The organism is Gordonia sp. ABKF26, from assembly GCF_041103195.1.
Lineage (GTDB): Bacteria > Actinomycetota > Actinomycetes > Mycobacteriales > Mycobacteriaceae > Gordonia > Gordonia terrae.
In genome coordinates this window covers 59,024-65,680 of sequence record NZ_JBGCVZ010000001.1, presented here as the reverse complement: position 1 = coordinate 65,680, position 6,657 = coordinate 59,024, and the positions used below count along the sequence as shown (strand labels likewise).

Annotated in this window: 8 protein-coding genes; all 8 read right to left on the bottom strand. The window is 69.0% G+C overall.

Annotated elements, in window-relative coordinates; translation table 11 throughout:
• Window positions 1–611: 611 nt before the first annotated feature.
• The 8 genes from AB4Z55_RS00395 to AB4Z55_RS00360 all read right to left on the bottom strand — a co-directional run bounded on the left by AB4Z55_RS00395 (window position 612) and on the right by AB4Z55_RS00360 (window position 6,602).
• Entirely contained in the window at window positions 612–1,136 is a 525-nt protein-coding gene (locus AB4Z55_RS00395) for a hypothetical protein (protein WP_369518877.1), read from the bottom strand.
• 241 nt (window positions 1,137–1,377) lie between these two features.
• The gene (locus tag AB4Z55_RS00390) at window positions 1,378–1,788 is read right to left on the bottom strand and encodes a DUF3846 domain-containing protein (protein WP_165630935.1); all 411 of its coding nucleotides are present in this window, start codon (window positions 1,786–1,788) and stop codon (window positions 1,378–1,380) included.
• A 221-nt stretch (window positions 1,789–2,009) separates the two neighbouring features.
• Window positions 2,010–3,155, bottom strand: coding sequence for a hypothetical protein (locus tag AB4Z55_RS00385; protein WP_369518876.1), 1,146 nt, complete (start codon window positions 3,153–3,155; stop codon window positions 2,010–2,012).
• A gap of 217 nt (window positions 3,156–3,372) precedes the next feature.
• Window positions 3,373–3,798, bottom strand: a complete 426-nt coding sequence (locus AB4Z55_RS00380; protein ID WP_165630937.1) for a hypothetical protein — start codon at window positions 3,796–3,798, stop codon at window positions 3,373–3,375.
• The gene (locus AB4Z55_RS00375) at window positions 3,795–4,118 is read right to left on the bottom strand and encodes a hypothetical protein (protein WP_369518875.1); all 324 of its coding nucleotides are present in this window, start codon (window positions 4,116–4,118) and stop codon (window positions 3,795–3,797) included. Before AB4Z55_RS00375 ends, AB4Z55_RS00380 begins: the two co-directional genes overlap by 4 nt.
• Window positions 4,111–4,779: a hypothetical protein gene (locus AB4Z55_RS00370; protein ID WP_165630939.1), complete on the bottom strand. Its 669-nt coding sequence runs from the start codon at window positions 4,777–4,779 to the stop codon at window positions 4,111–4,113. Before AB4Z55_RS00370 ends, AB4Z55_RS00375 begins: the two co-directional genes overlap by 8 nt.
• Window positions 4,776–5,357, bottom strand: a complete 582-nt coding sequence (locus AB4Z55_RS00365; RefSeq protein ID WP_369518874.1) for a hypothetical protein — start codon at window positions 5,355–5,357, stop codon at window positions 4,776–4,778. The genes AB4Z55_RS00370 and AB4Z55_RS00365 overlap by 4 nt, the downstream gene beginning before the upstream one ends.
• 210 nt (window positions 5,358–5,567) lie before the next feature.
• Complete coding sequence (locus AB4Z55_RS00360; protein ID WP_165630941.1) at window positions 5,568–6,602, bottom strand: DUF4192 domain-containing protein; 1,035 nt, start codon at window positions 6,600–6,602, stop codon at window positions 5,568–5,570.
• Window positions 6,603–6,657 lie beyond the last annotated feature (55 nt).

Below are 6,657 nucleotides of genomic sequence, written 5' to 3'. Positions count from 1 at the left end.
CACGGGCGCAAGCGCCCCGTCGGGGGTACGGGCGCGCAAGCGCGCCCGAGGGGGCGCCGCAAGCGGCGCCGTGGTGGCGTGCGTTTCGGCGTCCCGCTCCCCATCGGCCTACGGCCGATTGGGTGGAAGGTGGCTGTGGTGCACCGTGTTTCATGTCGCCCAGTCTATCACGACTCCCGTCAGGCAACGGGCCTGGACCCTGCCGTGTCGGCCTGCGGCCGACCCTGCACCCACACCCGCCGACCGCCCTGCGGGCGCTCTCTAACTCCATATGAAAAATGCTACCGCACAACAGAATTAAAACCCATTGCTACACAACCGATTCCCTACGGGAATCTGAGACAACCGTGACCGTTCATTGCAGATGCAACCAAAAAGGCCGGCACGGCCCGTCATGTCAGCGGATCGGAGGTTTGCTATTCGTTACCGTCGTGTTGCTCTGAGTTGCCACCACCCAACGAGAGAGTGGACGCTACTCACAGGGGAGGGAGAGGACCCCCAACCATGCACCCCTCCCTCCCCTTCTGCCTGTCGGTGTCTGGGAGTCTGAACCGGGCACCGTGGCGGGGTAGGCGCTCACCTGCCCCGCCACGGTGGCTGTCAGCGAGCCGCTAAGTCCGGTACCAATCGCTGACCGAGGTCGACGTCAGCGAGAACGCGCCTTCGCTCAGCCTCTCTCGGATCGCGTCATCGTCGATGCGTTGCTCCAGGCAATAGCTCTCCTGCTCATTGCGGGGGACATCAGAGACCAGCACCGACACCTGCACCGTCACGTCGACGGTGACCTCGAGATCGTCGACGCGGCCCTGCCAGCCGAATTGATCGCAGAATTGCTCGAACTGGCTGCACAGATCGTTCTCGTCGGCCCATTCACACGCCGCCTCATTGCGCGCCCGGTCTTCCCTCGCGAGGGTCGACGCCTCTTCTCGGGCGGTGTCCCGGTCCAGCTCGGCCCGGCGCAACTCGTCGCGCAGACGCTCGACCTCGGCCTCGATCCGGCGCACATCGTCGGCGGGCACCCATGCCCCGGCGTCGGTGATCGGGTTCGGCAGATGCAACACGCCCTCACCGATCGACGGCCACACCTGCTCGGCGGCGTTCCCGTTGTGTCCGTGGCTGACTTCCATTGTCGTCATGCGACTTTCCTTCCCATGTCCCCGGCAGACCGTGTGTCTCGCCGGGTGGTCGTGGTCTCGCCGGTCACGTCGGTGACCGGCAGAACGGGGTGCCAGTGCCCGCACGGGGGCAGTACGGCGTCGCCCCGGTAGGCCTCGGCGGGCCCGTCGAAACAGCAGTGCCCCGCGTGGGGCACCGTGCCCACCCGCCAGCACACACACGCCGACGTCCCAGCAGGGGCGGGCACAGCGGGCGCGGGCATCACTGCACCCCCGCCGGGGTTTCCACGCCGCCCAGACCGGTGATCGCGGCAGCGACGTCGGGAGCCTCGACCTCGTCGGCGAACCACGCCGCCAGCCGCGCGACCTGCTCACCGCTGAGTGAGACGGTCTCGCCGTCCTCGGTCGACGACGCGAACACCACCGGCCCCCAGATCACCGGCTGACCGTCCAGAATCCCGTTGAGCACCGACGCCCACGCGTTGACGGGCTGGGTGTAGGCGGCCTCGTCACCGACCCACATGTCGATGCCGCCGGGCAGGCGCACCACATCGACGTACCCGCCGACCCCGGCCTGCAACATGCTCAGGGTGTCCCCACCCTCGGCGGTCACCTGCGACACCGCGCCCTCGGTATCGATCCGCACACCCGCTACATCGGCAGTCTTAGCCATGACGGCCCCTCTCGGTAGGTGTCCGGCCCAGACCGTGTGTCTCACCGGAACTAACCCACACACTAACCGCACCCACCGACAACAATCCAACACCGCCACAACGCAATACACCGGGCCGACCTCATACCGGGGTCGGCCCGGTACAGCCCTGCGGGCCTGCCGGTACGGCGCGGCGCCGGCACCCCGATCGGTGGGTGTCGGCGCCGGACCACCGGGGTGGGTTACGCCGCGGCCGCGCCGGGTTCGGCGCCGGGCAACCGAACTGGCATCAGCAGATGCCGCACGCCGTCGAACTCGATGGTCATCGGCCGCGACGTCGGCGCAGTCGGTGACCACGTCAGCTCGACCTCACCCGGGGCGCACGCCAGCAGCGACGCCAGGTATTCCGGGTTGTAGCCGGCCACCACCCCGACCACGCGGTCGTCGACGTCGTGAGCGGCCACGTCGAAGGTCGTCGAGACCTGTCCGGTCTCGAGGTCGCCGGCCTCCACCCGCACACTGTCGGCCGCCATCGTGATCCGCACCGAGAACACCACCGACAGTTTCTTGAGCCGGCGCGCGAGATCCGGCGCGGCGATCCGCGCGCGCATCCGGTCATCGCCAGCGCCCGGGAGCAGGTTGCGCCACCGCGGGAACTGGGCATCGATCAGCCGAACCACGACGTCACTGTCCGGGCCGCTGATCCGGGCATGCCCGCCGTCGACGTACACACTCACCGACCCGTCGCGCTTGGCCACCCGCGCCGCAGCCGCGGCCAGTACCTTCACCGGCACCAACACCGGCGCCTCCAGCGTCACGGGGGCGGCCGTGGCCAACTCCGTTGCCGCCAGCCGGAACCGGTCGGTGGTCGCCAGCGACACCACCCCGGCGTCGTCGGCGTCGATGTGCACACCGGTCAGCATCGGCAGCGTCACGTCATCCCCGGCCGCCGGCGCCACCGCACCCACCGCCGTGGCGAACACCGCGGTATCGGCCACCAGCACCGCCGTCCCGCCGACCGTGGGCATCACCGGCACGTCCTCACCCTTGGCGAACACCGCCACCGACGACCGCCCGTCGGGGCCGGCCACCACCAACCGGTCCCCGTCGCGCTCGAGCTCCACCACCCCGCGCCCCGCGGCTTTGACCGCGGCGGCGAGTTCGGGGAAGTCCACCGTGGTCGCTTCCAGACCACCGAAGACCTGCGCGCGCACCACCACCCCGGCGTCGTAGTTGTAGTGGGTCAGCGTGCCCACCCCGCCGAGCGCGGCGATCGTCACCGTCCGCAACGGCGCCAACACACCGCGGCGCGCCGACAGCCCGGTCACGCGCTTCACATAGGCCAGATCCGCGGCCAACGAACGTCCATCCCACTGCGCAACAGTCATGACACTGTCCTCTCAAGGAAATCCGGCCCAGACCGTGTGTCTCACCGGAACTAACCCACACACTAACCGCACCCACCGACAACAATCCAGCACCGCCACAACGCAATACACCGGGCCGACCTCATACCGGGGTCCGCCCGGTACCGCACTTCTCGACCTGCGATTTTGGGGGAGGCGACACTCTGTCACCTCCCCCAAAATCGCTTCAAAGTCCGCGCTAGTCGGTGGGCGGCCACCCGGCGGGGACCTGGGCGCGTAGCGCCGAGTCGATCGCCGCGCGCACGTCGCCGCGATCGGCCCAGTACTCACCGTCGAGGTAGCGGAAGATGCGTCGTGGGCAGTTGCCGACAACCTCGAACATCACATCGTTGATGGCATCGAGGTCGTTGTCGGCACCCAGGTAGCAGCGCTCCCCGTCGGCCAGCGCGAGTGTTTCGATCGCCGAGCACTCTTCGATGTCGACATGGATCGCTACCCACCCGTTGCTGCACATCACCTCATACAAGGTGCGCAACGCCGCCAACTCGGTATGGCGCTCAACGAGATTGCGCACCGTCAGATGCGAGGCCAGCGCCGCCCGCGCCCGCTCCCCCGCGTCGCTGAACACCACCGGGCACGCCGCCTGCTCATGTTCGATGATCACTGCGACTCACCTGCCCGCGTCACCTGGTAGTCCAGCGCGTCGGCGAGCATCACCATCAGTTCCTCACCGGACGGCAACGGCTGCCCGGCCATGCGATTGGTGACCGTGTCGCACACCGCATCATCCTGTCCACACTGGCATTCGACGTTGGACGGGTAGGTGTCGTGGGTCGAATCCAACGCGCAGCCGTCGATGGTGAGCGGGTCGATGACCCACCGGTCCTGCGAGGGGTGGCGCATCAGGTACACCGACACCGCTTCTTCGATGTAGTGCGCGCCCGGGTCCTCGCCGTCGCGGCGCGGGTACTTCGCATCAGCCACGACGCACCCCTTCAGCGGCGTCGCGCACCCGTTTGAGGTAGTCGACCTCGTCCATCTCCAGGGCCGTCAGCAGCCCGGTATCGCACGTCTCCGACGCCGCACTGATCTGCCCCGCCAACCGCTGATGATCGGCCAGCGCCTCATTGAGGCGCAGCCAGGCCATGTCCTGGCCGTCTGCGCTGTCGGTGGCCGACTCGTCGACCGATCGCCAGAACTCGGTAGCGCCCTCGGCCCAGTCGGTGAACGTCGGCACCGACGACGGCGCGATATCGACGAGATACGCCGCGACCCACTCGATGGTCTCGCTGGTCCAGTCACCCTGCGCGCCGAGGGTGACCATCATGCCCGCGCAGGCGAGCTGCGCGGCCCGGGCCGGGATCTGATCAGCGATCTCGCCCGCCGTCACCGTTGGCGGGGCGTCAGGGTCGTCGATCACTGCCAGGCTGCTCTGCGCCTCGGTGGGGGCCTCGGGGAACGCCTCGGCCTCACGCTCACATACGACGACATCACCACCCCGACTGCCTTCCTCGACGTTGTGCCCGGTGGCGACGTCCTGCGCGCGATCGGCATCGGCAGCCCGGACGCGGTAGCGGGTCGTGGTCGTCTCGGTGACCTCGACGGTGAACACCGGCAGCGCCTGGAAGGTCTCGGGGGCGCTCATGCGGCGGCCTCGCCGTCGGTGCTGGCCGGGTTGGTGTCGGCGTAGACACACGCGACCTCGACGCCGTGATGCTGTCCGCAGCACCCGGTGACCTCCAGGACCCGGTCGGGGCGGCTGATGTGGCGGCGCGCATAGGTTTCGGCCTCGTCCAGGGCGTCGGCGCTGATCGCCTCGTAATGGGCGCGCATGTCGGTGACGCCGTCGACCTCGGGCAGCCCGGCGGCATCCCACATCCGCGCGTACAGCCCGAACCCGTCATGGCTCAGCGGCGCCCGCAGGCTCGCTTCCCGCAACCCCAAGCACACCTCGACCGCCGTACCGGGGCGGGTGTCCTGCTCTTGGCCGACCCGATCGAGTAGTTCCCGGGCATAGGCCCGGTACACCGGTTCCACACTCAACCGCTCCAGCAACTCGACCGGCGGCCGGATCAGCGAGAACGAATGGAACAGCGCATCTGCGCGAGCGGGCCAGCGCCGCTGCGCCGCCGCGATCTCATCCTCGGCCCACTCGATCGAGGCAAACACATCCGCCAACGAATCACGGACCTCTGCGAACAACTCGGCAACATCCATCGCCACAAACACCCCTTCGGGAATCGCCCGGCAGACCGTGTGTCTCACCGGAACTGACCCACACAATAGCGGCCCCCACCGACAACAAACCAGCACCGCCACAACGCAATACACCGGGCCGACCTCATACCGGGGTCCGCCCGGTACGGCCGGGCGCCGGCACCCTTTCTGAGTGCCGGCGCCCCCGGGCAGTGGGAGGCCCGTCGGACAGAACGGTCAGGCGGGCAGGGCGGCCACCGCGTCGACCTCCACCGGGGCGCCGAGCAGGGCGAGCATGTCGGCGCTGGTCTGGAGCATCGGCCACAGCACACTCGGGTGGGCGCCTGCCCGCAGCGCCTCATCGAGCAGCCGCGCCAATGCCCAATCTGGATCCGCGGCGAGTGCGTGATCCAGTGCGATACCGCTCATCGCGCCCTCACCGGCGACGTAGTACAGGTGCGCGAGCATCGTCGCCGCACTCGCCCGTACGGTGCCGATGGAGTGGCGGGCGATGTGCTGCCACAGATTCGCCGCGGTGTGGCGGTGCGCGGTCGTGCCCGCCAGCGCCAGCAACGCATCGCGAATGTCGAGGTCGCACAACGCGCGCCCGACCGCGGCAGCCGACGCACAGTCCACCGGGCCGTCCAGCGCGCCCATCACCGTGGCGACCGCCGCGACCGGATCGGTCTCGGTGTGGCCGTGGGCGTCGAACTCGTAGCCGCCACACGCGCAGCCGTCCGCAGTGAGGTCGGCACCGACCCGGTCGCGGCTGGCGGCCACCGTGCGGCCCTGCTCGACCGCGGCGCGGGTGGCCGTCGGCGAGGTGAACGGATCACCGAGCACCTCATCGGAGTCCGCGCCGCCACTGGCCTGCTCGCCCCACACCGTGCACCACCGCTGGCCTTCGGTCATCGTCTCGACCACATAGCCCGCGTGCAGCCCGCCGCACCCGGCGAGGATGTCGTGTATCCGGTGCGCGAACTCCCGGTGCGCGGCGTCGCCGCGGCACAGCCGGTCATCCACGATCACCGCGGCCACCGTGGTCACGCCGTAGCTGGCGATGATCGCCGCCAGGTCCCGCAGCGTCGCATACATGTGCTCGTGCGCGCTGCCATCGGCGCGCCGCGCGAAGTCGTGACGCATCGTCGCCACCACACGCTCACCGTCCTCGGTGAACGCCAGGATCACCAGCGAGCGGTGCGGCACGAAACCCAGCAGACCCGGCACCGCCGTCAGCACCGCTGCAACCGACTGCGGCACTCGACTCGACATGCACTCACCCATCGAAATCACTCCCTCGAATCAGTCCGGCCCAGACCGTGTGTCT

Excerpts from the sequence above, each read along its gene's own strand:
- AB4Z55_RS00395 (WP_369518877.1), bottom strand. The coding sequence starts at position 1,136 with ATGACGACAATGGAAGTCAGCCACGGACACAACGGGAACGCCGCCGAG.
- AB4Z55_RS00390 (WP_165630935.1), bottom strand. The coding sequence starts at position 1,788 with ATGGCTAAGACTGCCGATGTAGCGGGTGTGCGGATCGATACCGAGGGC.
- AB4Z55_RS00385 (WP_369518876.1), bottom strand. The coding sequence starts at position 3,155 with ATGACTGTTGCGCAGTGGGATGGACGTTCGTTGGCCGCGGATCTGGCC.
- AB4Z55_RS00370 (WP_165630939.1), bottom strand. The coding sequence starts at position 4,779 with ATGAGCGCCCCCGAGACCTTCCAGGCGCTGCCGGTGTTCACCGTCGAG.
- AB4Z55_RS00360 (WP_165630941.1), bottom strand. The coding sequence starts at position 6,602 with ATGTCGAGTCGAGTGCCGCAGTCGGTTGCAGCGGTGCTGACGGCGGTG.